This window comes from Hyunsoonleella flava, from assembly GCF_004310325.1.
GTDB lineage: Bacteria > Bacteroidota > Bacteroidia > Flavobacteriales > Flavobacteriaceae > Jejuia > Jejuia flava.
This window is the reverse complement of sequence record NZ_SIRT01000012.1, coordinates 13,026-39,024: the sequence shown is the minus strand read 5'-3', so window position 1 is coordinate 39,024 and position 25,999 is coordinate 13,026. Positions and strand designations below refer to the sequence as shown.

Genomic DNA, 25,999 nt, shown 5'->3' with positions numbered 1-25,999 from the left:
TTTTTTAATTTATCAGTTCTACTTCTGCATTTGGGTTAAACAAATATAACCTGCCAGTTTTCACTTCAACACATTCATAACGCTTCACTCTTTTTTTTCCCATTTTAAAAACTTTATTATTGTGCAACTTAAATGTTTGCCCCAAAGGTATTTGAAAAACGAACGTTTTATTATTTGGTTCGTCGAACTGCTTTAAGGCTAAGCTTAATGGCGCATCTGTATCGCTAGATGCCCTTGGATTCTTAAAATGATTTGCCAATAATGGCAATATTTCATTCGGAAAAATATCAGGATTTAAAAATGGCAGCATTAAATGCTGAAACGTTCGCTTCCATTCAATTCCGTGGGGTTTGATATGCCTACCATAAGATGCAAAAGCCTCAAAATGAGCAATTTCATGAATTAATGTGATTAAAAAACGAAATTGATTTAAGTTTGAATTAATGGTAATTTGATGTTTCCCATTTGGTAACGGTTTATAATCGCCATGTTTCGTTCTTCTCTCATTTTTAATTTTGATAACAAGATTATCATGTTCTAAAAGTAATTTTACTTTTTGAATGGCATTTTCTGGAATATACGATTGAAGTTGGGCTAGCATTACTACGAAAATAATGGATTTTTTGTTAAGGGTCACACTTGATTTTATAAGAAAAATTTACGAGCTTAAACCATCCCCAAAAGTTCACCCATAGTATTAAAAGTTTTAGTAGCTAAAGCTTCAAGTTCATTTTTATAATCGTGTTCGGTATAACCAAAAACGTCAAAACCACCAGCTAAGGCTGCTTCAACACCTGAAACACTATCTTCAACAACCAAACATTCATTGGGTTGAAATCCCATGGTTTTTGCAGCCCACAGAAATACATCTGGTTCTGGTTTCCATTTTTGAATGGTATAACAACTAAAAATATTATCTCCAAAAAATGGAAGTAAACCAGTTAACTCAAGATTTAATCTGATTTTATTTTCTGGTCCGCTAGATGCCGTACAAAACGGGATTTTCAAGTTTTCCAATACTTCTTTTATCCCTTTAATAGGTTGAATTTCTTTTTTGAATGTTTCAAAAGTTCTGGCTCTATAATCTATTTCAAAAGTTTCCGGCAGCGACTCTCCAATCAAACTAGATATAAGTGCCATACAGGAATTCAAAGACTTACCCTTTAAGTTGATGAGCGACTTTTTAAAGTCCATATTTGCCCCCAATGCGTTACCCATTTCAACCAAAACGCCAATTGCAATGGATTCACTATCGATTAAAACACCATCACAATCAAAAATGACACATTTGTATTTGCTCATCTAAACTATCGTTTTAAGGTAAAGTGCCCGATAATTTGTCTTTCATTGGTCAGATTCGCCACAAACCAATAATCAGATGTTACTAATTCAGCACCATTAAATGTGCCATCCCACCCAGAGCTATTTGCAGAAATTTGTTTTATGAGCTTACCATACCTATCGTAAATAAAAATTATGGCCTCAGGAAATCTTTGAAGTCCTTTTATCTGCCATCTATCATTTATGCCGTCCCCGTTTGGTGTAAAGAATTTTGGGTAGTCTAATAAAATAACCGTTTCACTGCCTTCTCCACAGCCTTTTTTATCTCTAAAGCGTACTGTATACTCTCCACCAACTAAATTTTCAAACACATTTGAATCCTGATAGTTTATACCGTCCAGTGAATATTCTAACGCATCACCAGATGGTATAATCTCAATAAAATTGGCATCGGAGAGTTCGTTTATTTTTATTTCTGATATTTCAGGTGGTTGCGAACGTTCCAGTCTAAAACTGAAGGTACTTTCACAAAGTTGTCCTCCAATATTGTCTGTTACATGAACGGCATAACTCCCAACATTTGAAACTGATGCTTCATTGGTATTTGATATGACACTACCATCTTCAAAAGTCCATTCCCAAGATAAAAAGCTAGGATCAATGGATAACTCTATTGTAGGATCGGAATCACAAATTAAATATACATCCTGTAATTCAATTTCAGGGTTTTGAACAGAAAGCTGAATTAAATTACTTTCAGTACAGTTTTCAGTAGATTGAAATTTAACCTTATACAAGTTACTACTCACAAGGTTTTCAGGAATTGTAACCGAAATGGTTCCGCTGGTATTAGAAGATACCGTTGAAAGCAAAGTACCATTATCAAAATTGCCTTCACTATCACTTAAATAGACAGAGAATGTAGTATTTGAGACAAACTGACCTAAAAGTGTATAAGACACATCAAAAGAAGCACCAGCACATATAGGTTGTGGGATTTGACCATCAATTGTGATGCCTTTTAAAATATTATCATACACTGATACAAAAATTTGTCCATCTTTTGAATATACAGCGACTACGTCATTATAAGTATGATTGATTTCAAGATTATGACTTGTACCTTGTGCAACCAATACTGGAGGCCCAAAGTTTTCTCCTTGATCATAACTAACATTGAACAACAACTCTCCATTTGCATTCTTATAACCATCTATTAATGTACCTCTATCATCAGCAACAAGGGTTCGCCCTGTTTCCCTGCCACTATTGGTACCTAGGGATACTAGTAGATTTGCGCCGGTATTCACATCAATTTTATAACCTATACTATTGGTATCTCCACCTCCTCCAACAAAAATAAAATCACCACAAGGCCCTTGACTTAATGCATAACTTGAAAAATATATCTGTGGCACATTTTGGAAGCGTACTGGTTGATATGTTTCTCCTGAATCTAAACTTTTAAAAAGGTACAACGTTGGGTCGTCGGCAGGTACATAAACCACTCCGTTTTTATCCGTCCTTACATCTGCATAAACATACCCTGTAAAACTGCGAGATCTAAAGGCACCTTCACCATAATTATCGTTGGCATATACCACAGATCCGAATCTATCAATGATATATACCATATTTTCATAGGTAGTCATATGTACAGCATCTCCTGCTCCTCTTCCTATAGCTATCGGTAAGCTAAATGTATTTCCTCCATCGTTACTTTTAGTAAAACGGATGGATTCACCTTGCATCCACGCTACAAAAACATCCCCTCTTTCATTTACTGCTATTTCTGTTTCTCCAATTGCATTAACCACTAAAACACTTGGTAAAAAACTCTGACCTCTATCTACACTTTTTACAACTCTTATTCCGGATGAACCGCTATAAACCACATATATTTCACCAGCACTGTTAATGGCTATGTTTCTGCTGGTATTTGCCTCTCCTATGGAATTATTGACGAGTGACCCATCACTAACCGGAACATCTGAGAATAACGGTGCTTGCGAATTAATTGCCGTTAGCCATAAGAACATAAAACCAATACACGATCTATTGAAGTAATAATTTAAATTCCTGTATGCTTTTGAATTATGGATAGGTGTCTTTCTTTGGGGTTCTATTAACTATTTAAGGAACGTAAAACTAAATAACTGATTGCCTGTTGAACATTATTATCGTTAAACATCTTTTATACTAGTTGAACTAACAAGATGTATTACAACGTATTACGGCGTAGAGTTTGAAACCTGCAACAGCTTACCATTGTAGTATTTATTTCCATTTAAAGAAAAATCAAAAATATACTGTGCCATTTCTAAGGCAGTTATTGGTGCCTGATACCCTGGAAACGCTTCCTCCAACATTTCAGTTTGTACTGCACCTAACGCCAAAACGTTAAATGAAATACCTTCATCTTTGTATTCCTCAGCAAGTAACTCTGATAAAGTTATTACAGCGCCTTTGCTCGAACTATAGGCTGCCAGCCCAGGAAACTTCATACTTCCTTGTACACCTCCCATAGAGCTTATAGTTACAACATGACTTCCTTTGTTCATAAATGGAATTGTAACCCTTGTAAGCTCTGAAACTCCAAAAACATTGGTTTTGTACACATACTCAAAATCTGAAATGGTAGTTTCAGCAAATGGTTTGTTCAAAAGTGCCCCAGCATTATTTATGAGAATATCCACATGCTGCCATTCACTCTTTATAAAATTCTCTACTTCGCTATACGCTCTGCCGTCATTCAAATCAAAAGAAAAACAGGCAACATTCTCTAAACTTAAATTTTGAATCGGCTTTTCGTTTCTAGACAATGCTAAAACCTTATGTCCTGCTTTTGCAAAAAGCTGCACTAACTCGAATCCTATGCCACGACTAGTTCCAGTAATAATGATGTTTTTACTCATTTGTAATTCTTATTTCCTTTGTTGGCGTATTACTCATATTTTCAATGGCAGGAATCGTTTTATTGATTAAACTAGCCATAAAATTGAAATCTAATTTATCAACCTCATCATCTACATGATGGTAATAATCAAAATTAGACATATCACAAGAAGATATGGTTTGAGAAGGCACCTTAAACTCTAAATAAAATGGATAGTTATCCGATCTTTTAAACAAATTATATTTTACAGCTACATCAGATTTCCCAATGAGATTTGATTCGGTATAAGCATTTATCTTTTCAGCCATGTTAGACATATCATAACCCGTTACAAAAGCCTCGTAATCGCGATCTTTAAAAGGGACACCTACCATTTCAAAATTAACCATGGTGTATAAATCAATTTTTTCTGCTTTTAAACGTTGTGCCAAATGTTTTGAACCCTTAAGCCCTTTTTCTTCTGCTGAAAATAATGCAAACATAATACTGCGCTTGTTGTTCTTCATATGAGCTAGATATTTTGCGATAGTCATTACCGCACTTGTACCAGCTGCGTTATCATTAGCTCCGTTTGCAATGGAATCACCTTCAATCAATTTTCCATAACCAATATGGTCGTAATGGGCACCTAAGATGATAAACTCGTGCTTTAATTTATCATCATTTCCTTCAAGATAACCTACCACGTTAAACGCATCCAGAGTATCCACTTTAAAATTGTCGCGATAGGTCTCAAAATAGGGCTTCACACCATAAGCTTTAAACTGCGTTTCAATATAAGTGGCTGATGTATCGATACCATCTGTACCTGTATTTCTTCCTTTTAAATCATCTGAAGCCAAATAACTTACTATGTCTTTTACGTCATTTGATGTAATAGTAATTGGCTCGATTTTTACAGTACTTTTACAGCAACAAAGCAGTACAGGCAGTATCAAATAAAATAGTTTTTTCATCTTTTAGTTTTTTAAAAAATTAAAGATAAAAAAAACCTGTTTCAACAAGTGTATGAAACAGGTTTAATATTGGGGACTTAACTATCAACCTAACTTAGAGCCAAAATTATTAAGCTTACCATGAAAACATAAAAAAAAGTGTAAACTATTTCTAGTTTATATTTTCTGAGTTTTGAAAACATACATTAACCATTTTCGTTTACATCTAAAATATTGATTGTTAGCGCGGATGCCGTTGTATTAACACCATCAGTAACTTCGATATTAATTATGATTGTGGTGTTTTGCTCATAATCAAATGCGCTTGCATTAACGATATAAATTTCACCATTTGCAGTATTAATACCAACACTATTTTCAGGTGTTTGCGAGACTATGGTATAGGTTAATTGGTCATCATCTGCATCTGTGGCGGTTACTGTAGTCACTAAATCCGACGTTGGATTTTCATTCATATTCATAGTCCTGTCTTCCAATACCGGAGCACTATTTGTGGGGGTATCATCCTTCTGGCACGCACAAAAAAGCATTACTGCGCAGGCTAATGAAAAAAATTTAATTGAATTCATAATTTTAAGATTTGGGGGTTATTAAATAAGAATTTACTTCTTTGACTTTTTAAAATATTTTACCGTTGAATTGGTAAAACTAATTATTACAAAGCATTCTACAGCCACCCCTTACGGGTGGTATTTTGATAATATCAAAATGTGATGCATGTAGTTGTTTTTTTCTTAACCCATAGCTTTTACTCCTTGACAACTTTTTTTGTTATTTTTCCTTTTTCAGTTTGAATATTAACAAAGTAAACTCCAGGAGCCAAGTCGCCCACGCTATATTCCTTTCTGTCTCGTTCAAAGTTTTTTATCTGTTTTCCGGAGATATCAAAAATTGATATGTCCATAATCTCAGAAGCTGCTTCTAATGAAAAGCTATCTTTTATAGGGTTTGGGTATAATCTGGTATTTTCTAGTACAAAGTTGCTTGTAGATAACGTTGGATCTTGATATTTCCATAATTCATTTCCAGCCGAACCATTATCTGCTGAGAAGAATAATAGATTATTGGCTACAATCAAATCTATTGGATTACTGTTTCCCGATGGATTAATATCACTAATCATGAAGGTTCCCGCATTTGTTCCATCTGTAACCCAAAGTTCTGTGCCATTCGCTCCGTTTGTAGCCGAAAAATAAACCTTCCCATTATATTCTGTAAACCCGATAGGGTTACTATCTGCAGAAGAAGGAGAAGTATTAATATCCTTTACCATATTAGTGGTTGCAGAAAACCCGGTAGTTGACCATAATTCAATACCATTTACTGTATTATCTGCTGAAAAGTATAATCTATTTGAAGAGGCATAAAGATTGGACGGATTACTATCTCCGCTACCTGAAGCGATATTTTTTAGGTTTGATATGGTTGTTCCGCCCAGTTTAAAAATCTCTGTGCCTAAAGTAGGATGCGTTGCTGTAAAATATAAAGCATTATTAAATATGGTAAGGTTTTCAGGATTATCCAAATCTGCAGCAATTGGATTTATATTGCTAAATCGTTGTGTTCCAGCCAAAGTTCCGTCCGAAATCCATAATTCTCTGCCATTTACTCCGTCATCAGCAGTAAAATATAGATTGTTACTTATAGTTATTAAATCTGCTGGATTAGAACTAGCAGCACCTGAATTAATGTCAAATAACAAGTTTGTACCTAGGTTTGTGCCATTTGTCACCCAAAGTTCTCTTCCATTTGTACCATCATCAGTTGCTGCAAAGTAAAGCAAGTTATTGTACTCGGTATAAAAATCAGGTGAAGAACTATTCCCTTGAGGGTTAATATCCTTTATCATTATTTGATCGCCTCCACCCGTCCAAGGACTTCCATTAAATCCCATAATCTCCTCTCCATAAAAAGGCGTAGATTGATTGAAGGCAGATGGTCTGGCACTAAACACTAAAAGGCTACCAAAAGTTGTAAATAACCTTGGCGATGCCGAACCAGTGCCACTCCTGATTTGTGGATAAGATGAAATAGCAATTCCATCTGTTGAGAAAAGATTATATTTGTTTTGAACGCCAGCTGCCGAAAAATAGATTTGCGAATTAAATTCATGAAATCCATTTGGGTTAGAATCTGAAGCTCCTGATCTCATATCACTTATAAGGATTGTTCCCAACGTAGTGCCGTCAGACTCCCAAAGCTCAATACCATTTACACCATTATCAGCAGCAAATATAAGTTTCCCCCCGTAGGCTATCCTATTTTTTGCATAAGTAGGCATTGCATCGGGAAAACCAATATTAATATCCTTAACAATGCTTTGAGAGTGGACTATGGTAAATGTAAATACTAATAAAATAAGTAATTGTTTCTTCATCATAAATAGGTTTTAAAAGTTCTGGGTAAAAGTAAATCGGATAACAAAGGGCTGTACTACCCAATTGGGTAGATTTTAAAATGAAAAAAATTGGAACTACTTAAAGGAGGTTCTCTTTACTTGCTTTTTGTACTGCTTCAATATTAGAGTTTACCTGAAGCTTAATGTAGATATTCTTTAAATGAAACTTAATGGTATTTCTACTTATAAATAATTTTTCGGCGATAACATCGTAACTATTGCCAACTGAGAGCAAAGTCAATACCTCTTTTTCTCGGGGAGACAACTCTATTTTACTTGGCTTTTTTTGAAAAGACCCTACGACCATTTTTGCAATTTTTATACTCATGGGTGCACCTCCAGCTACGGTTTCGTTGAGCGCATCAACCAGATCTGAAGGCGGCAGGTTTTTTGTTAAATATCCCGTGGCACCCGCACATAGCGCATCAAAAACGACATCTGAATTCTCATAAACAGTAACCATGATGATATTTGACTTAGGGCGCGCTTTTTTTATTTCTCGAGTACCTTCAACACCATTCATCCCTGGTAATTCTATATCAACCAAATAAATCTGCGCATCATCATATAGCATATTTTCTATTGCGTCCTCACAATTATCATATACACTCACAACCGCAAACTCTTGGGTATTGTTTATAACCTCTTTAAAGCCCAAACCTAATGGTATATTGTCTTCTATGATTACCACCTTATACTTTTTCATCTTATTTAAAGCTTTGTTTTTCCCGTAAAACTGAGTGTTGTACCTTTATTCCTAAGTGATTTCACTTTTAACTCTCCTCCAATCTTTTCGGCTCGATATTTCATGTTGTACATCCCATTGGAAGATTTTAAGTCCTCTTCATTTAATCCTTTTCCATCGTCTTCACAATCCATTTGAAGCTCATTATCTTTATGATTAATCCTTAATATAACTAAAGAACATTGTGCATATTTTAGCGCATTGGTCATCGCTTCCTTAAATATATACACTAAATGCCTGTTCCAGTAATACGGAAGCTTCACATTAGTATCGATCTTTTTTTCAACCTTAAATTTTATTGAGGTGTTGCTAAAATAATCTTGTCCGAAATCAGATAGATAGGTTATGACTTCCTCCAAATATTCACTGCGCGATTTCAATGAAAAAATAAAATCCCTTGTGCCATTATATAGCCCATTGGCATCCTCGGTTATTTGCTTTATCTTAGATTTTACACTCGGTGTTTTTAGGGTAGCTTCACCACTTACCAAATTGGAGAGCAGAGAAATTCTTGCCAATTTGTTGCCCAAATCGTCATGAAAATCTTGGGCTATTCCATCGCGAACATCAGCTAACTCTTTTTCTAATTGCAATTGTTTTTCAAAAGCCAATTGTAATGCTTCGCTTTTCTGTTTTGTTCGTTTTAGCTGAATCATTTTTCCTATAAAAAGTATCCCCACAATTAGAAAAGCCGCTACGATAAGCAATATAATTAAGCGTTTAATCTGAGCATCTTTAAGCTCTGTTTTATATTTTGTTTCTAATTCGCTAACCACCTTTAAGCGCTCAGTATTTAAAATACTGTCTTTCATTTTACTATAAACCTTATAACTATCCAGTGCCTTCTTATGTTTACCTGCCCCTGCATAAATTTCTGAAGCCTCGTGTTGTAACATCATATAACCAGCTATATCAGTTTTGTTATCATAAAACAAAGAGGTATCCATCCATTTATTAGCTTTTTCTAGCTGACCTAAATCCAAATGATCCCATGCTTTCGAAAGGTACAATCCAGATAAATTTTTTTCACCCTTAATTCTTTTCCCATAATAAATTGATGAGTCTATGTATTTAAGTGCTTCCTTTGGGTTTCCTTTGTGATATGCATGAGCCTCTAAGGCTCTGTAAACTAATGCCAGTTCATCATACACTTTATGTTTTAATGCGTCAGGTTTTGCTTTATTGATGAATAATAGTGTTGAATCGAGAAGTGTTTCACGGTTAGTTTTTGTGTATTTGGTTTCATATTGATAACCCAACCACCGATAGTCGCTTATAGATTGAATCGGATTATTTTTCTTAACAATTAATTTTTCCGCTCTTTTCACGTAACTCCAAACCTTATGGTCCTCATTAAGTCTTGTAAATAAAAAAACAATTTCTTTAATCGCTTCAATTTCTTTAGCTTCATCATCAAGTCTTTCTGCTTCCCTCAAAGCCTTAAAAGCAAATTCTGAAAGCTTTTCGAAATCATGCTGAACCTTAAAAAAGAGTGTCTTATTTAAGTAAAAACCAAAGAGAAATTCATCATTACAATTCATAAAACTGAGCATACGTTCTTGCGCCTTTAGCATTTCTGAAATCTCTTTTATGTTTTTGCGGGTATGGTAATACTCTAACTCAAGCACCAAAGCTTGGTAGATACAACTTTCAGTACCTGAGGTCTTATAACTATTAATTAACGGAAAAACTTGGGATGAGTCTCTTTTACTAAAAATTTCTTTTTTTTGTTTTGAAATCGCTAGCTCGCAGGTGCATTCCTCTTGACCAAAAGAAAAGTTGGAAATTACCCCGAAACAAATTATAGCGAAAAGCCTAAAAAACATTGAAACATTTAAAGATGTTTAAATGTACAAAAACATACACAAGCAAAAACCTACCCAATAGGGTAGGTTTGAGGCAATTAGTCCCAAAAAAAAGCTGTTTCAATCGAAACAGCTTTTTTAATTTTTATCACAAAATTACTTCTTTCGTGGTAATTGGTTACACCAACATCGTTACAGGATTTTCAATATATCCTTTTAAAGTTTGCAAGAATTGTGCACCAGTTGCGCCGTCAACCGTTCTGTGGTCACAAGCTAAAGTTAATTTCATCGTGTTTCCAACGACGATTTCCCCATTTTTCACTACTGGTTTTTGAACAATTGCTCCAACAGATAAGATAGCAGAGTTAGGCTGATTGATAATGGATGTAAAATAGTCAATACCAAACATTCCTAAATTAGATACTGTAAAGGTGCTTCCAGACATTTCATCTGGCGTCAATTTTTTATTTCTAGCTTTTCCAGCTAATTCTTTGACCTCAGCACCAATTTGTGGTAAACTTTGCTCGTTTGCAAAACGTACTACAGGTACAACCAATCCGTCAGGAACAGCTACAGCTACACCAATATGTACATGATTATTCAAACGCATTTTATCATCAAACCACTGTGAGTTTACTTGCGGGTGCTGTTTTAATGCCAACGCACAGGCTTTCACCACAATATCATTAAATGATATTTTTGTGTCAGGGATAGAGTTAAATTGCGTTCTAAATGCAATGGCATTATCCATATCGAACTCTACTGCCAAATAATAATGTGGTGCAGAGAATTTAGACTTCGTTAATGATTTTGCAATGGCTTTACGCATTTGAGAGTTTGGCACCTCATCAAAATCTTCTTGACCTGAAGGCACAAATTTACCAACTGCCGCTGCTCCAGCTGCAGGTTCATAATTCTCAATATCTCTTTTTATAATGCGTCCGTTCTCACCAGAACCTTGAATCTTTGTTAGGTTAATACCTTTTTCCTCAGCTAACTTTTTAGCCAAAGGCGATACATATAAACGCCCGTTTTCTGTTACTGGTGTTGGCGCAGGAGCTTTTGATTTTGTTTCAGTTTTAGCCGGTGCAGATGACTTCGGAGTTTCCGTCTTAGTTTCTGCTTTAGGAGCTTCCTCTTTTTTGGCAGGTGCAGCACTTGCGCTAAAGTTAGATGCTACTCCTGAAACGTCAGTTCCAGCAGGCCCTATAATAGCTAAAAGCTCATCTACTTTTGCAGATTCTCCTTCTTTTAAACCTATCTCCAATAACGTTCCTGATTGGAATGATTCAAATTCCATGGTAGCTTTATCAGTTTCTATTTCCGCTAGGATATCACCTTCTTCAACCGTGTCTCCTACCTTTTTCAACCAAGTAGCAACTGTACCTTCTTCCATAGTATCACTTAACCTCGGCATAGTTACCACTATGACACCTTCAGGTAATTCAGTAGATCCGGTTGCTGATTCATCAGCAGTAGGAGCATCCGAACTCGAATCGTTGCTTGACGTCTCCTCTTCTTTTTCTTCTTTAGCTTCCTCAGCAGAAGCATTTCCTCCACCATTTAATAAGTCCGAAATGTCTTCACCTTCATCTCCTATGATAGCTAAAAGTTCATCTACTTTAGTAGTTTCACCTTCCTGCACACCAATATGAAGCAAAGTACCTTCATTGAAGGATTCAAATTCCATAGTGGCTTTATCTGTTTCAATTTCAGCTAAAATATCACCTTCCTCTATTTTGTCTCCTACTTTTTTTAACCAAGTAGCGACAGTTCCTTCTTCCATTGTGTCGCTCAATCGCGGCATGTTTACAACTATTGCCATATCTTATAATTTGTGTGGAATAAATGGATAATCTTCTTGTTCGTAAACCATATCATAAAGTTGTTGTACTTCTGGGAATGGCGATTCTTCAGCAAATTTTTCGCACTCAGCAACTTTTGCTTTTACGCGCTTATCAATTTCTTTTATATCTTCTTCTGAAGCATATTTCTTTTCAAGAATTACATCCTTAACCTGAGTAATCGGATCAATCTTTTTATATTCTTCTACTTCATCTTTAGTTCTATAGTGCTGTGCATCGCTCATTGAATGCCCCCTGTAACGGTAGGTCTTCAATTCTAAAAATGTTGGTCCGCCACCTTTTCTAGCACGTTGAATGGCTTCGTCAAAAGCTTCAGCTACTTTCACGGGGTTCATCCCATCAACTGGAGCAGAAGGCATTTCATAGCCTAAGCCTAATTTCCATATATCATCATGATTCGCTGTACGCTCAACAGACGTACCCATAGCATAACCATTATTTTCACAAACAAATACTACTGGTAAATTCCAAAGCATTGCTAAGTTAAACGTTTCATGAAGCGATCCTTGTCTTGCAGCACCATCACCAAAACAACATAGAGTAACAGCATCCTTACCATGATATTTATCACCAAAGGCAATACCTGCTCCTAATGGAATTTGCCCTCCAACAATACCATGACCTCCATAAAAACGATGTTCTTTAGAAAAAATATGCATAGAGCCTCCCATACCTTTTGAGGTTCCTGTTACTTTTCCATATAACTCAGCCATTACACGTTTAGGGTCTTCCCCCATGCCAATAGGCTGAACATGATTACGATATGCCGTAATCATTTTGTCCTTGGTTAAATCCATTGCATGTAAAGCTCCTGCCAAAACAGCTTCTTGACCGTTATACAAATGAAGAAACCCTCTTACCTTTTGTTGAATGTATACTGCAGCAAGTTTATCTTCAAACTTTCTCCAAAACAGCATGTCTTCGTACCATTTGAGGTAAACCTCTTTTGTGATTTTTTGCATCGACGAATTTTATATGTTAATTAAGCGAAATACAAAAGTAATACTTTGATTGGTATTGAAAAAACCCTTTAGGAATGAAAGTATAAAAAATATGAAAAAATCAGATTTGCCAGTAATTTTTAAATGATTCAAATGCAAAAAACAACTATCCCAATAAGTATTCAGAATTAAAACTACCTAAAGTTGGTTTTTGTCAAAAATCAAAGGCAATAAATTTTCTAGAGAATTGGATTTTAAAATTTTCCCCGATGTCCCGGTAAAATAAATTTCGATAGGATGTTTTTGATTGACTTCGTATTCAGCTATTGCTTGACGGCAGGCACCACAGGGAGGTATTGGTTGAGAGGTTTCTCCTTTCAAAGACCCTGCTACAATAGCTATTTTTAATATTTTTGAGTTGGGGTATTTTGCTCCAGCATAATAAATAGCTGTACGTTCGGCACATAAGCCCGAAGGATACGATGCATTTTCTTGATTGTTACCAATTACTATTTCGTCGTTATCTAACAATATGGCAGCTCCTACAGTAAAATTTGAATATGGGGCATGAGCTTTCAGTCTTGCATCTCTCGCCGAATTCAATAGTTTTCTAACGTCCTCAGATAATTCAAGCTCATCTTCGAAAACTAAAAATTTGGTTTCAATTTTTATTTCCTCCATCTAATAAATTGTAATTATCTAAAAATACGATTCTATTCTAAACAAAAAAACTATTGTCCAATGAACAATAGTTTTTCTGTATTAAGGGTGATGTACTTTTAATATTCTAAATATTCTCCATCTCCAATGTTGAATGTTAGAGAGAAACGTAGTGTATTTTCTAGTGGACTTTGCACTCTTGAAGCTGAGAATAAATATGATAAATCTATATTAATTACATTATATTTAAATCCGGCACCGATGGCTAAAAATTTACGCGCGCCTTTGTCTTCTGCCTCATTAAAATACCCTGCTCTAAATGCAAATGAATCTTGGTACATATACTCTGCTCCTAAGGACCATGTAAACTCTCTTAGTTCTTCACTAAAACCTCCAGGGGCATCACCAAAAGACTGGAATATTCCCGATAAGAAACTTACATCCTGTGATTGTCCTTGGAAAATTACATTTTCTCTTGTTGGATTAGCATCCAGGTCATCAACATCTTCCTCATAAGTTCCGTTACCATTGTTATCTGTAAACCCAAATTCATCTCCTAAAATTGGAGGCGTTGGCACTAATAATTTTGCAACTTCCGCAGTAACTGCTACCTTATTGTAATCATCAAAAATGAAATCGAAACCTGCTCCTAATCTTAATGTTGTAGGCTGAAAGTTTTCCACACCGCCATCATCGTACTTGAATTTTGGTCCTATATTTTGAATAGCAAATCCCGCTCTCCAACGTCCATTGAAATCATTATAGGCCTGTTCTTCACTTTGGTAATATCCAGAAATATCAACCCCAAAAGTATTGGCCGAAGAAGCATCGTTATTCCCCACATTTAATCTTAAATCAGAACGCAAATATCGCATAGCAACCGACATTGCATATTGGTCTGATAATCTTAAAGCATAAGATGCATCGATGGTTAGTTCATTAGGTCTTTGTATCAATGCCTCAGAAAACTCATCTGCACGAAATTCAATATCACCTAAAGAGAAATATTTAAAACTAGCTGCAAATGAGCTACGTTCGTCTATTCTGTTAAAATAAGTTACGTTACCTAAAAAGATATCGTTTACCAGTTTACTTAAGTATGGTGTATAACTAATTCCTATTCCAGATTTAGCTTCTGAAAACACATATTTAGATGAATTCCATTGTTGCGAAAAGGCATCAACTGAGGTTGCAACCCCCATATCACCCATTGCGGCAGCCCTTGCATCTGGGGCGATGAGCACAAAAGGAACACCAGTTGTAATTACACGAGAATCGTTTTCATTTGGGATAATTACAGTTTGAGCGGTTAAGTTAAGCGTAAATACTAATGCAAATAACGCTATTAGTTTATTCTTCATAGTTGAGTTTTATAGTTGCAAATATAATTTTTTATTGAATAACTCATCTTGACTTTTATTATTTCCTAAAAAACGGATAAAAGTCAAGATGAGTTATAGTATCACAAGTTTCTCAATTTTCTCTACTTTCTTGTTTAGCAGATTAGATTTTACGGTTAACTTGTAAATATAAACACCTTTTCCAATTTTTTCTCCAAAATCATCTCTTCCATCCCATACAATATCTTTGGACAAAGAACTTGTTGCTTTTATGCCTCCAGATGTTTGTCCATTTAGCGTTCTTACCAGTTTCCCGGAAACGGTAAATATCTGTATAGAAACGTCCAAAGGTTCTGAACTATTGTGGTTAAACCAAAATTCTGTGTAATTTACAAACGGATTTGGGTAGTTTAGCACATTGTTTATTACCAATTCTTGATCTTCATCAAACACAATAAATTGAATTTCAGAGGTTGATGAATTATTGTAAACATCCCAAGCTTTAAGTGTTAATGTGTGCAATCCAGGTTCTAGATTTCTAAATGGAAAACTTACTGTTCCTTTTTGGTAATCGTCAACTTCAGTTTCATAGTAATCATTCAACACAAAGGGATTTGTTTCGTCTCCATCAATTATTGCTACAATATCATGACCAATACCACTGGCTGTATTAATGCCGTTTGCATCTTCCAGTTTTGCCAACAACGTTGGAGACTCATTTGTAATTCCTCCTGAAACAAAGTTTTCATCGTTCATATAAAGCGTAATTACGGGGCCTACATTATCCTCTTCTGCATTTTCGTTTACACCTCCAATTCTAACGTTTGCAACATCGGCTCCCGTCTGATTTTCGGATAAATGTTCATTTTTGGCATAGAAACTAACTCTGCCTAAACCAACAGGAACACCAATATCTTTAGGCACTATGAAGTCTAAGTCAAATTGACCGTTTTTCACTGAAGCTTGTCCTCTAAATACGATAGCCCCAAGTGTTTTGAAATCCAACTTTACTAAAGTTCCTCCATTTCTTGTATTATCATTTGCTAGGGTTTGCCTATCAATAAACTTATCATAAACCGTGGTGGACACAACACCATTATAATCACTTAAAAGATTTCCATTTACATCAGTTACTTCTCCTGCTAACTTAACTCTACTTAATGCTTTTAAAGTATCTGTTGATTGCGCTATTGGTACATCGTTAATTTCTGTTAGACGAATATTCGGTTTTGGAAATGCTAATTTCATGGCAGGATCTCCAATATAAAACACCAATCGCCTTTGAGCAGCAAAACCAATGTTTGGGGCATTCTTAGTTAATCGCAACGCTTCAGCCATGGTTGGATATTCATCATCTGCAAAAGTATCATCATCATTAAATGAAAATAAATATTGCCCTAAAGTATTATTGAATAAAATGCCAAAATTCACAAATACTTGTCTTGTGGTCGTTATCAAACTTATTGCTCCTGCTTGCTTATTCCAATACGTAAATTCTCCAGCTGTTTTTCTAAACGGATTGTCAAACTTTGTAAACTCACAAGTTACAGTTACAAAGCAATTTAGCTTACAGAAGTTCTTTAAGTTATCAATGGTTGGAACGTCCAAAATGCGTTCTTGAGACAGCCCTTCTTCTCCACCATGTCCAAAATAATTCACAACTAAAGCACCATTATCAATCGCGTTAGAAAACTCTTCTACAACATCAGGATATCTTTCTCCACCTGCAGAAGATTGCTGTTGAAAAGCATCAGTATGTATCTTTACAACATTTACAAATGGTTTTTCATCAGTAACCTCATCGCCAATATTATCTGTGGTTTGTTGGATAATACCCTCCCAGTCTTCATCTACATCATCAGAAACCACTACATAATTGTTACGCCATCTACCCAGGGATTCTTTTGTATAATAAGATTCTATTTTATCTACCAAATCTCTTGCCCGTTGAGGTGTATCTGCTAGAATGCGCCCCACAGCTATATCTAAACGATCACTATTAGTCATTCTCCCTTCGGTATCATCCATCATTCCAAAAAAATCATCTGAAACAAAAGAGTTTGTTAAATTCAAACTACTGTAAGAGTGCCATGACGGCATTATGTTGGTATTATTCGGGATTCTATCTTTATAATCGTATGAACCATCTCCAAATAGGCATAGGTACTTAATTCGCTTTTCTGGGCTGCTTGCATTATCATAAATATACTTTACCAAATTACGTATGGCGGAGATGTCTTGATTTCCTGTGCTAAATTCTGTATAAATCTCGTCCAAGCCTATAACTTTTGCATGTAGATTATACTGATTACGGTTAATTTGTGCTAAGCGCTCAGCTTGGTTCAACATATTATTTGGAGCAACTATAAGATAATCTATATCCTGAAAACTTCCATTCGCATCATTGAAAATCGTGCCTTTAATATTTTGATTTCTTACAGTTTTAGTGGCATCAAATTTAGGCTCAAAATAATCTGACGAAGATAATGCCATATAAACCCGAGCTTCTCCCATAGTTGATGTGAAACTAAAACTGTTTTCTTCATCTGTGTTTTCTAAGCTAGATACATTATAAATATCTGTAATATCCCAAACTTCTGAGAGCCTTGATGCATTAGATACCGTATACTCAGCAATTCCCGAATTATTAACTACCTCATTACTTTTGAACCTAAACTGCCGGTTTTCAAATTTTAACGATCTTGTAGCTTCAATGGATATATAATCTAAATAAGCTTGTGCACTGGGGTTGCCCTGATTGTTGTAGTTAAATTTTACCTTAATATCTCCCGAAGAAACATTTACATTTCCATTGAAAAAGCTTTCTGAACCAATTATAGTATTACTTGTTGAGCCAAAAGTTAAATTTTGTAGTCCAATACCGTTTACACTTATCTCCATAGAAGAATTACTTGAAGAAACAGCTGCAGCATGAACTTTTAGCCTAATTGGCTCTGATGTTATGATATCAGGAAAATTAAAGGAAAACTCCTGTTCATTTTCAATATTAAAGCGTTCTCCAAACCAGCGCCTTCCTACAGTTCCTATATTATGAATATCTCGTTCATGAAATTGATAATCTTGATAAGTATTTACCACTAAATCAACCGCTCCAAGGGGTTGATTAAAAGGTGAAATTCTTTTCCCAGCGGCCCCACCAACCGTTACATAGTAATAGGTTTTATCAGTATAACAATTAATATTGGTGTTGCTTTCCTGGTCGTATTCCTTAGGCCCTTCTCCATAAAAAAGCACATAATCTTCATTGTCAAAAACACCATCCTGCTCCCCTACAACTTTTATGGCATTTTCAGTAACATCAAATGGTTGTGGTTCAGCATTGCTATAGGGTATCATTCGCCCTCCGTTTCCATAAATCTTAATGGTTCTGGGGTCTACACCATTAACATTAACTCCTAAACTTTGTAAAAACCCTTTTGACAATTTAAAAACCCCCGTGGTATCAATGTAAAACTTATACCAATCTCCAGAGTTCAATACTGAATTAGTGATTACTTTGGAGTTTCTGAAAGTCTTTGACCTACTTGACATAATTCTATTTTGAGGGCTGTATTCGACCTGAAACGACATAAGCTTTTTATAAGCTCCTGTTTCATCTTTAATTATTGGAGACACCTCTAAATAAACAAATTGTTTATCCCTTGATTTTGAATTTCTTAAAGCGTAAATGAGTTTGCTCGGGATTTTCGACTTATCAATATCTAGAAGTTCTCCTTCAGAAATGTTTTGATAATTTACATTACTTAAAGTCGCTGACATTTCATCGATAGCGTTAGAAGTTTCCCATTGGGCAATAAACTGCAAGCCATCATCAAAATCGTAACTGTAATTTTTTGTCTTGAAGGAAGGCAGCTCTATACTATTAGACCCAAAAGTGAGTTTGGTTGTGCCATTCCAATCAATCGAAAAGCTTTTTTTTTGTCCAAAAATAAGGCTAGAAAATAGCAGTAAAAAAATTAAAATCTTCTCTTTCATGAGCTAAAATAACGTGTGCAAGTAACAGTTATTATCAAATAAAACAACAATTTTTTTCTTAAGCCCAAAAATACAATAATAATTTGTGAAAAGTAACGTTATTTCTATGCGATGTTTTGACGAAAAGTGTCAAAATCATCGATGTAATACATCAAAAATAGGATGAAATACATAATTTTTTCGTCAAAATGCAAAAAATAGCTTGTTCTGTAAGGTTTAATTCTTATATTGCAGCACCAAAACAAAAATTTAGCTTACTTAAACGTATGAATATGAAAAATGTAGCGATATTAAAAGTATTCTTAATCGCAATTCTTTCGGTTACGGCTTTTAGTTGTAAAAAATCATCCAGTTCAAAAAACAGCTCAAGAGCGACAGGATGGCAAATAAATGGAAGAGACGGTGGTTTCCAATACAATACAAACTTCAAAGAACAAGAAACTGCCCCAGGCTTAGTTTTTATTGAAGGCGGTACGTTTACCAAAGGTCGAGTGCAAGACGATGTAATGCACGACTGGAACAACACGCCTACGCAGCAGCACGTACAATCATTCTATATGGATGAAACTGAAGTTACAAACTTAATGTATGTTGAATATCTTGACTACATGAAGAAGCTTTATCCACCTGATGATGAACTTTATAAGAACATATATAACGGTATTTTACCGGACACTCTTGTTTGGAGAAATAGACTAGGGTATAACGAGGTAATGACTGAAAATTACTTGAGACACCCTGCCTATGCTGAATACCCAGTTGTTGGTGTTAGCTGGATTCAAGCCGTGGAATACTCTAACTGGCGCACAGACCGCGTTAACGAGCTAAATTTACAAAAATCTGGTTATCGTGATATAAACGTAGCTGAACAAGATCCTGACAATTATTTTAGTACTGACAGATATAAAGTAGACCCAAGTGCTTACGATAATGGTGATCCTGACGGAAGGAGAAACAGAAACGTAAGAGTTGATGCAGATGGCAATGAAACTGGCGTTTACGCATCAATGGAAACCGGTGTTATTGGTCCGAAGTACAGATTACCAACAGAAACTGAATGGGAATATGCGGCTTTAGGTTTAAGCGAACTAAGAAGTTACAATCTTTATCGTGGTCGTAAAAAATATCCTTGGGACGGACAATATACACGTTCTGGAAAGCGTAAATATCGTGGAGATCAGTTAGCAAACTTTAAGCAAGGTAAAGGTGACTACGGTGGAATAGCTGGATGGAGTGATGATGGTGCCGACATAACAAACGCTGTAAAGTCTTATGAACCAAACGATTACGGATTATATGATATGGCTGGTAATGTAGCAGAATGGGTTGCTGATGTTTACAGACCTATTGTAGATGATGAGTTTAACGATTTTAACTACTACAGAGGTAACGTTTACACAAAAAACGCAATAACAGAGGAAGGTACTGTAAAAGTGATAGAATCTGATGAAATAATTTACGATACACTATCAAACGGAAGAATTGTTGCCAGAAATTTACCTGGAGAAATTGCAAAAATTCCAGTTGATGAGAATGAAACTTACTTGAGACCAAACTTTGATAGAGCTAACAACATTAACTTTAGAGATGGAGATCGTCGTTCTTCTCGCTACTTTGAAAGTTTTGGTGAAGAAGATGAGGAGGAAGCTAATGCAGATTCTGAAACCAGAAAAATGTATAATTCTCCAAAACACACCATCACTAGAGATTCTTTAGGAAACATGATTAGAGAATATGACAAGTCTAACAGTAGAACTTCAATGATTAACGATGAAGTAAGAGTTTATAAAGGTGGTTCTTGGAAAGATAGAGAGTACTGGTTAGATCCAGCCCAAAGACGTTATTTCCCGCAGGATATGGCCACTGACTATATTGGTTTTAGATGTGCAATGTCTCGTGTAGGTTCTAAGTCAAAAATGAAAAACAAAAAGAAAGCTTAAGTTTAATGCTTATCTGATAAAAATTAAAAAGTCCTGATACTAAATTAGGACTTTTTTTTTTACATTTATTTCATGAATATAGAAGCACTGCACAACCTTTTTTTACACTGTAACTCAGTCAGCACAGACACCAGAAAAATAAAAAAGGGAGACCTTTTTTTTGCATTAAAAGGCGATAACTTCAACGGCAACACCTATGCCCAACAGGCAATAGACAAAGGTGCTAAATACGCGGTAATAGATGAAAAAGAATTTGAATCTGACAACACTATACTTGTTAAAAATGTTCTAGAAACCCTTCAAAATCTTGCAACATACCATAGAAAATATCTCAAAACGCCTATTATCGCATTAACTGGTAGTAATGGTAAAACTACAACCAAAGAGCTTATAAACGCTGTTTTATCAAAACATTATAAAACCTGTGCAACCGAAGGCAATTTAAATAACCACATCGGCGTACCGCTAACTTTGCTTAAAATGACCAAAGACACCGAAATAGGCATTGTGGAAATGGGAGCAAATCATCAAAAAGAAATTGAGTTTTTATGCAATATTACTTTCCCAGATTATGGGTTAATAACCAACTATGGTAAAGCTCACCTAGAAGGTTTTGGTGGCGTTGAAGGTGTTATAAAAGGAAAGAGCGAAATGTTCTCGCATATGATTACTCATGATAAAACAATTTTTTTGAATCTGAATGATCCAATTCAGGTTAAAAAAGCCCAAAATGCGCGTACTTTTAGTTTTGGTGATCGTAAGTCAAATGCTGATGTATCTATAGATTTTATAAATGCTCAGCCTTTTGTATCCTCAAAATATAGAAACCAAACGATTAATAGCCAACTTATAGGAGATTATAATTTTAATAACATAGCTGTAGCTATAGCTATTGGCAATTACTTTAAAATAAACGATAGCAACATTGCATCTGCAATAGAAGGCTATGTGCCTTCAAACAATCGCTCTCAGATCATAGAAAAAGGATCGAATAAAATTATTTTAGATGCTTATAACGCAAATCCTACAAGCATGAGGGCTGCACTTCTCAATTTTGAAAAACAAGAAGGCTACAAAGTTGCAATTTTAGGTGATATGTTTGAATTAGGTGAAGATGCCGAATTTGAACATCAAGTCATAGCTGATTTAGCATCTTCGTTAAATATTGAAGAAGTATTTCTTGTTGGCGAAAACTTTTTTAGTTCTAAAGTAAAAACTCAAAAAACTTTAAAGTTTAAAAATTTCCATAGATTTAATGAAACATTTGATTTATCAAAAGTGTATAAATCAACCCTTTTGATAAAAGGCTCCAGAGGAATGGCCTTGGAGAGAATTCTATAAGATGTTTCTTTATTCTCAATAAATCAATTCGAAACGTCACCCATATACAAGGTCTTTAATAAATATGTCTCATAAAAGGTGAGTTGGTTAATTTTATATTATCTCGTCCAAGTGGGTGTTGTATCGCCATTTTCGTAAACTTCAATAGTAACACCAGCGGGGTTTATTAAAAGGTGAAAATCTACATTTCCGTCCTTAGTTGAGGTAAACTCAACGATTAGGTTAGATCCGCCACCAGATTGCACCCTAGTCCAGTCTCCATCAGTAGAATGCCCTGTAACGTAGCTAAAGCTTCCTGAAACTTTCACTTTTAATGCTTTACCTGAAGGAATAATTGCATGCATTGAGAAGTTGCCAGCACTAGTATTTGTATTGTCTAAGTTTAATACATTGGGCCCATAAAGCCCATTTAGGGGATATACATAATCTAATATAACACCATTACCGCTTATAGACATGTGGTTATCAATATTATCAACATCATTATTTACTATAACATCACCTGAGTAACTTTTAACTTCAGTAGGACTAAAAGTTATAATAACATCTTGAGAAGCATTGGCTAAAATAACACCAGATGTCCAATCTGCCGTAAAGCCCTCTGGTAAATCAATAGAAGCCACATTAATAAAAGTATTACCATTATTAATAAGTTTTAATGTTCTCCCCTCTGAGGTATTGATTTCTATGTCTCCAAACTCGAGATCACCTGATAAGGCCAATTGAGAAATACCGTTTCCGCTAATAGCTATGGTATTATTAACAGAGTCAATATTATTATTTACAACCAAACTACCAGAATATTGCTGAACATTGTTAGGGCTAAAAGTCACCAAAATATTTTGCGAACCATTGGGCTGAATTGTTCCGGAATTCCAGTCTGAAGTAAAACCATTTGGCAATTCTAATGAGGATACTGTCATTGCTGTTTGACTGTTGTTAGTAATCAATAAATCTTGACTTTTGGAACCATTTATAACTACATCTCCAAAATTCATATTCCCTGAAAGATTAATAGTGCCATTATCAATTCCCACACCAGTAACAGGATGTGTATTATTACCTTGATCAACGTCGTTGTTTACAACCAAAAAGCCAGAATAAGTGCGCACTTCAGCAGGTGTAAACTTAATAAGTACAGTTTTTGATTCACCAGCATTAATAACCCCACTTAAGAAGCCATCGGCGGCAAACGTTCCTAATACGTTAATAAATTCAATCGACGATACATTAATTGGAATTTGGCCATTATTAATTATCGATATATTACCAGCATTATCATCGCCTATAACTACTTCACCAAAATCTGTATTGCCCGTTATTTGCATAGTCCCTGCCAATACACCTGTTCCCGCAGCTCCTAGGGTCTGAAGTCCAAAATTAGTGTCTACAATTATATTTCCTGAATATTCTTGTGCCAACTCGGGTGTAAATACAACGTCTACTGAAATTGTTTCATTAGGTTGAATAACAAGTCCTGTTTGTACTGAGTCTCCAAAACCTAAAGGGAATGAAATTGTAGCAGACATAGCAGAACTTAAGGTATTTTTAATTGTGAACGATTTAGTTTTTGATTCATTTATTGGAACTTCACCAAAATTTAAATCGCCTTGTAACTCAAACCCTTCAACTCCAATTGCCGAAACTGTTGTAATTGCCAAGGTTTGACCTTGAAAACCTATGGCCCTTATATTTCCAGAATAATCTTGGGCATTTAATGGTTCAAAAGTTACTGTTGCATTTTTGCTTTCACCCACTTGAAAAACCTTATCTTCTAATTCAATATAACAGCGTTCAGGTAAATTAAACTCCAAAACTTCCACCTCAAACTCATCAATATTAGTTATTGTAATTTCTTTTGTAGCCACTTGCCCAACTAACACTTCTCCAAAATCTATAGGTCCCTCAAATTGGAGACCCTCACATGCTATAATCTCACCATCTTGCTTTATGAAACATAATTCAATTTCAGATTTGAACTGTTTCCAATCCGCTAACATTGCCCCCGTATTAAAGGCTGTGATTAATTTATAGGTTGCATCAAATAATTTTAAAAGTTTTACGAAGTACCCATCCAGCATTTCTTTTACAGTTTCATCAGAACTAGGGAAACATGATTTTATAGTTTTTAGCAATTTCTCATATCCTTGCTGCATTAGTTTAACAGTAACCTTAAGTAACTCGTATTCTGTAATCTCTCCTTTAGAATATTTTTTAATACTATTTTCAAAAGTTAACGTCCCAAATACATACTTATATAACCATTCTCCTGAAGATACAGTACAATTAGCAGCCTGCGACAATAACTCTTTTAACTTACCTGAAAACATACTAAGTATATTTTGAAGCACCAACAAAGAATTATGATATGCAGCCTGCTGATTTTCTAAACTCCCATCAAAGGACAACCCACTTTTAGCCTTAAGTACCCATCTACCTTCACTTGGTATGTTAAAGTTCACCGTTGAATTCTCATTGGAGGTAGACCCTATTGCAAAATTTTGAAAATCTGGAAAAAAATAATAAAGCTTCTCAATACCAACAGCAAGTTTATGTCCAAAATATTCGTTATTACCATCATATAAACCAACAGAGTAGGCCGCACTACTTTCTTTGTTTGTGATTGTAGCTTTCTGGGGTTCTATTTTAAAAAATAAAGGTTGTTTATACTTCTCTATTGTTTTAGCTACAAGGTTTTGAACTTTAATCAACGCGTTCAAAACCTCTTCTGACTGCAAGGGGCTAAACTCTCCTGTTAAAATTGAGCCTTTTATAGCTTCCGTAAATTCAATAAATTCTGGTAAGTTCTTTATGAAAGATTGAGCTTCTGCCTTTGCAATGTCAGACAAATCAAACGTCCACGGATGCATCATTATCAATGTCATAGCAGTCGACTCAATACTCAACTTTACTTCAAAACTTGTATTCTTTGTACTCGTGTTTGCTAGTAGAACTATGTTTCCTTCTGGATTAGAGGCAAAGATTAGCTCTGAAGTACTATTTTTAAACGTTTGAATAAAACCCTCTCCATTTGTCAAGGGTTTGTCTTCGGAAAATGCGGAAGAAACCGTCAATTGATCCACATTAAATGGTACATCTTCAGGTAACTCTACTAAAACATTTATTGGATCAAGATTAGGGTTTATTACTTCCTCTTCCACTAATTTTTCATCTTGTACTTTTTCGATGTTACATGAATTTATACAAAATAAAAAGGTAAAAGACAGTAAAATACGTATCGATAAATCAATTATACGTTTCATACTTAAAATATTAGTTTAAAATTGAGAGTAAGTGAATTGAGAGGCGAACAAAAAACAGACTCCTAATCGATTTTCTTTAAGGTAATTCTAAAGCTAGGAAAATAAAAACATATACAATATACTCAATTTGAGTATTTATGTGCAAAATTCGATGAAGCAAATGATATTTTAGATTAAAATCAGATTCTCTTTTAATTTCATTATAATTATTCTGAAACAGGCTGTTTTATGAGTGAGCTTTATTGAAATTAAAATATTATAATATCCAATTTACTGTTGTACTTTACTTTGGAAATAATAACAATTATTCCTCAAAACTTTACAATTACTATTTATATTTAATGATTATTAAAAACAATGAAGTTGTAATTTCAAGTGAAAACCTAAAATTGTAACGATAGAAAGAGTACTATTATGCCTGTCGTAGTTTTAATAAAAAGTGCCTATATATTGATAAAATAGACACTTTTTGTAATTCTCCCTAAGAACTAATTAATAGCAATGTAAATATCCTTTAATAATCAGTAAAAAGCAATACTCAAATTGAGTAATTACCTTAAAATAAGACCTCT

At 34.9% G+C, this 25,999-nt stretch carries 17 protein-coding genes; 2 read left to right on the top strand and 15 right to left on the bottom strand.

Annotated elements, in window-relative coordinates; translation table 11 throughout:
* Nucleotides 1-4: 4 nt before the first annotated feature.
* The 14 genes from EYD45_RS13005 to porU form a co-directional block, all read right to left on the bottom strand.
* Nucleotides 5-601: a SprT-like domain-containing protein gene (locus EYD45_RS13005; protein ID WP_130964996.1), complete on the bottom strand. Its 597-nt coding sequence runs from the start codon at nt 599-601 to the stop codon at nt 5-7.
* A gap of 65 nt (nt 602-666) precedes the next feature.
* Entirely contained in the window at nt 667-1,302 is a 636-nt protein-coding gene (locus EYD45_RS13000) for an HAD family hydrolase (RefSeq protein ID WP_130964995.1), read from the bottom strand.
* A 5-nt stretch (nt 1,303-1,307) separates the two neighbouring features.
* The gene (locus EYD45_RS12995) at nt 1,308-3,320 is read right to left on the bottom strand and encodes a T9SS type B sorting domain-containing protein (protein WP_130964994.1); all 2,013 of its coding nucleotides are present in this window, start codon (nt 3,318-3,320) and stop codon (nt 1,308-1,310) included.
* Nucleotides 3,321-3,512: 192 nt separating this feature from the next.
* A complete protein-coding gene (locus tag EYD45_RS12990) occupies nt 3,513-4,196 on the bottom strand; it encodes an SDR family NAD(P)-dependent oxidoreductase (protein WP_130964993.1) in 684 nt (227 codons plus the stop codon).
* Nucleotides 4,189-5,133, bottom strand: a complete 945-nt coding sequence (locus tag EYD45_RS12985) for a M20/M25/M40 family metallo-hydrolase (protein WP_130964992.1) — start codon at nt 5,131-5,133, stop codon at nt 4,189-4,191. The genes EYD45_RS12990 and EYD45_RS12985 overlap by 8 nt, the downstream gene beginning before the upstream one ends.
* A 185-nt stretch (nt 5,134-5,318) precedes the next feature.
* Entirely contained in the window at nt 5,319-5,702 is a 384-nt protein-coding gene (locus tag EYD45_RS12980) for a cadherin repeat domain-containing protein (protein WP_130964991.1), read from the bottom strand.
* 179 nt (nt 5,703-5,881) lie between these two features.
* Nucleotides 5,882-7,513, bottom strand: coding sequence for an ELWxxDGT repeat protein (locus tag EYD45_RS12975; RefSeq protein ID WP_130964990.1), 1,632 nt, complete (start codon nt 7,511-7,513; stop codon nt 5,882-5,884).
* A 97-nt stretch (nt 7,514-7,610) separates the two neighbouring features.
* Entirely contained in the window at nt 7,611-8,237 is a 627-nt protein-coding gene (locus EYD45_RS12970) for a response regulator (protein ID WP_130964989.1), read from the bottom strand.
* Between the two features lie 5 nt (nt 8,238-8,242).
* On the bottom strand, nt 8,243-10,102 hold the full coding sequence (locus EYD45_RS12965) for a sensor histidine kinase (protein ID WP_130964988.1): 1,860 nt from the start codon (nt 10,100-10,102) through the stop codon (nt 8,243-8,245).
* Nucleotides 10,103-10,259: 157 nt separating this feature from the next.
* Entirely contained in the window at nt 10,260-11,906 is a 1,647-nt protein-coding gene (locus EYD45_RS12960) for a pyruvate dehydrogenase complex dihydrolipoamide acetyltransferase (RefSeq protein ID WP_130964987.1), read from the bottom strand.
* Between the two features lie 3 nt (nt 11,907-11,909).
* Nucleotides 11,910-12,908, bottom strand: a complete 999-nt coding sequence (pdhA, locus tag EYD45_RS12955; protein WP_130964986.1) for a pyruvate dehydrogenase (acetyl-transferring) E1 component subunit alpha — start codon at nt 12,906-12,908, stop codon at nt 11,910-11,912.
* 177 nt (nt 12,909-13,085) lie between these two features.
* Nucleotides 13,086-13,568, bottom strand: a complete 483-nt coding sequence (locus EYD45_RS12950; protein WP_130964985.1) for a cytidine deaminase — start codon at nt 13,566-13,568, stop codon at nt 13,086-13,088.
* 98 nt (nt 13,569-13,666) lie between these two features.
* Entirely contained in the window at nt 13,667-14,908 is a 1,242-nt protein-coding gene (gene porV, locus EYD45_RS12945) for a type IX secretion system outer membrane channel protein PorV (RefSeq protein WP_130964984.1), read from the bottom strand.
* A gap of 93 nt (nt 14,909-15,001) precedes the next feature.
* Nucleotides 15,002-18,883 (bottom strand): type IX secretion system sortase PorU, encoded by a 3,882-nt coding sequence (gene porU, locus EYD45_RS12940; protein ID WP_130964983.1) that lies wholly within the window; start codon nt 18,881-18,883, stop codon nt 15,002-15,004.
* A 266-nt stretch (nt 18,884-19,149) separates the two neighbouring features.
* Here porU and gldJ point away from each other — a divergent pair, with 266 nt between their 5' ends.
* Together gldJ and EYD45_RS12930 are read left to right on the top strand one after the other, a co-directional pair.
* Nucleotides 19,150-20,823, top strand: coding sequence for a gliding motility lipoprotein GldJ (gene gldJ / locus EYD45_RS12935; RefSeq protein WP_130965078.1), 1,674 nt, complete (start codon nt 19,150-19,152; stop codon nt 20,821-20,823).
* Between the two features lie 72 nt (nt 20,824-20,895).
* A complete protein-coding gene (locus tag EYD45_RS12930) occupies nt 20,896-22,164 on the top strand; it encodes a UDP-N-acetylmuramoyl-tripeptide--D-alanyl-D-alanine ligase (protein WP_130964982.1) in 1,269 nt (422 codons plus the stop codon).
* Nucleotides 22,165-22,262: 98 nt separating this feature from the next.
* On the opposite strand, the gene EYD45_RS12925 is transcribed toward EYD45_RS12930, so the two are convergent.
* On the bottom strand, nt 22,263-25,427 hold the full coding sequence (locus EYD45_RS12925) for a choice-of-anchor D domain-containing protein (protein ID WP_130964981.1): 3,165 nt from the start codon (nt 25,425-25,427) through the stop codon (nt 22,263-22,265).
* Nucleotides 25,428-25,999: the final 572 nt, after the last annotated feature.

What these genes read in the sequence shown, in the direction of transcription:
- EYD45_RS13005 (WP_130964996.1), bottom strand. Translation starts at nt 601, where the DNA reads ATGCTAGCCCAACTTCAATCGTATATTCCAGAAAATGCCATTCAAAAA.
- EYD45_RS13000 (WP_130964995.1), bottom strand. Translation starts at nt 1,302, where the DNA reads ATGAGCAAATACAAATGTGTCATTTTTGATTGTGATGGTGTTTTAATC.
- EYD45_RS12995 (WP_130964994.1), bottom strand. Translation starts at nt 3,320, where the DNA reads ATGTTCTTATGGCTAACGGCAATTAATTCGCAAGCACCGTTATTCTCA.
- EYD45_RS12990 (WP_130964993.1), bottom strand. Translation starts at nt 4,196, where the DNA reads ATGAGTAAAAACATCATTATTACTGGAACTAGTCGTGGCATAGGATTC.
- EYD45_RS12985 (WP_130964992.1), bottom strand. Translation starts at nt 5,133, where the DNA reads ATGAAAAAACTATTTTATTTGATACTGCCTGTACTGCTTTGTTGCTGT.
- EYD45_RS12980 (WP_130964991.1), bottom strand. Translation starts at nt 5,702, where the DNA reads ATGAATTCAATTAAATTTTTTTCATTAGCCTGCGCAGTAATGCTTTTT.
- EYD45_RS12975 (WP_130964990.1), bottom strand. Translation starts at nt 7,513, where the DNA reads ATGATGAAGAAACAATTACTTATTTTATTAGTATTTACATTTACCATA.
- EYD45_RS12970 (WP_130964989.1), bottom strand. Translation starts at nt 8,237, where the DNA reads ATGAAAAAGTATAAGGTGGTAATCATAGAAGACAATATACCATTAGGT.
- EYD45_RS12965 (WP_130964988.1), bottom strand. Translation starts at nt 10,102, where the DNA reads ATGTTTTTTAGGCTTTTCGCTATAATTTGTTTCGGGGTAATTTCCAAC.
- EYD45_RS12960 (WP_130964987.1), bottom strand. Translation starts at nt 11,906, where the DNA reads ATGGCAATAGTTGTAAACATGCCGCGATTGAGCGACACAATGGAAGAA.
- pdhA (WP_130964986.1), bottom strand. Translation starts at nt 12,908, where the DNA reads ATGCAAAAAATCACAAAAGAGGTTTACCTCAAATGGTACGAAGACATG.
- EYD45_RS12950 (WP_130964985.1), bottom strand. Translation starts at nt 13,568, where the DNA reads ATGGAGGAAATAAAAATTGAAACCAAATTTTTAGTTTTCGAAGATGAG.
- porV (WP_130964984.1), bottom strand. Translation starts at nt 14,908, where the DNA reads ATGAAGAATAAACTAATAGCGTTATTTGCATTAGTATTTACGCTTAAC.
- porU (WP_130964983.1), bottom strand. Translation starts at nt 18,883, where the DNA reads ATGAAAGAGAAGATTTTAATTTTTTTACTGCTATTTTCTAGCCTTATT.
- gldJ (WP_130965078.1), top strand. Translation starts at nt 19,150, where the DNA reads ATGAATATGAAAAATGTAGCGATATTAAAAGTATTCTTAATCGCAATT.
- EYD45_RS12930 (WP_130964982.1), top strand. Translation starts at nt 20,896, where the DNA reads ATGAATATAGAAGCACTGCACAACCTTTTTTTACACTGTAACTCAGTC.
- EYD45_RS12925 (WP_130964981.1), bottom strand. Translation starts at nt 25,427, where the DNA reads ATGAAACGTATAATTGATTTATCGATACGTATTTTACTGTCTTTTACC.